The 1195-nt window shown below is 48.1% G+C and carries 1 pseudogene; it reads right to left on the bottom strand.

Annotation, left to right across the window (positions count from 1 at the left end):
* Positions 1–918 (bottom strand): annotated as a pseudogene (locus BUB35_RS18345) (hypothetical protein); the annotation flags it as partial.
* Positions 919–1195 lie beyond the last annotated feature (277 nt).

Here is a 1195-nt window from a genome sequence, read left to right as displayed (position 1 = left end):
CCTGTGCCCGCCTTTAATCCCGCCGATCTGCCGCAGCCACCAATGATACAGTGCATACGGATCATTTCCATGCACTTTCCCGGATATATCCCATTGTTTCCGTCGCTTATCGCCCCGAACAACCACACGCTCATACCACTCCGGATATCTTTCTTTTGCTTGAGCCCTCGTCATTTTAGACGGTTTAAACGGTTTATTTACATCTACCCGATTTTCTGGTTTTGCATAAGCGTTCAGATAATCCAGCGTAACACGCTCGCCAGTGCGAAAAGCCACAAGATGTGTCCCATGCTTATCATTCAAGCTGCCTACCATACGGAAACACTGGTTGATTGACTGATACTGTATCGCCTGTTGCTTTGAGGTAGCCTTGTACTCCCACATTCGGAAAGTCAGGTCATATTTCAGGCTTTTAAGCTGCACTTTGATATTCGGGTATAAATCCACCGGCTCCCGGAAAACATAATACACATGAAGCCCTGTGCCTGACAAAACAAGAAAAGTCGGCATAGGCAGCCGCCGCACCTTTTCCGGATCACCGCCAAACCGCAGGAACAAGTTCCGCAGCTCCGCAAGCCCCACACCGTCCAAATCAAATATAAGGGCGTTCATACGCTGGGCGTTCTGCAGCTTGTTCGCCCGTTTACGATACACTAACCCACTGCACAAGGTCAAAGGGTTCTGCTCCACATAATCCATGTAGTCCTGTTCCCATGTATCATTAAGCATAATCCGGCGGCGTTCCTTCCCGGCCTGCTCGTCCTTATACAGATAAATGGCATTCGGGTGAGAAAAATCCGTATATATCTCCCCGGCATTTTCATTATCAGGGAACAATTCCCTATAAAATTCGCAGCCCCCCACTTCCGGAAACTGTGCGCTCAAATACTCATAACACTCGCTATAATCCTTCGGCATACATACCACCTCTCAAAGAAAACTGCTGGGAAAGAATAGGGGGAAAGGAAGAGCCAAAGAGCGCACCCTTCGGGTGCTTAAAGAGAAAGCCACCTCTCCCTTTCCCCCTGCTCCGGGGCATGGAAATGATGGAAAACCTTTCAGGTTTACCACATTCCCACACCCCTCCGCACACCCCCTAACCCTCTCCGGCTTTCTCCCTATCGCATAAAAATATTTTTATATAGGACAAGCCTATTAGGGGGCTTAGATTATCAATACATTTTTTCCCTATTTT

Source organism: Anaerotignum lactatifermentans DSM 14214 (assembly GCF_900142265.1).
Classification (GTDB): Bacteria; Bacillota; Clostridia; order Lachnospirales; family Anaerotignaceae; genus Anaerotignum; species Anaerotignum lactatifermentans.
The sequence above is the reverse complement of the archived record's forward strand: the minus strand, read 5'-3'. Positions and strand labels throughout refer to the sequence as shown.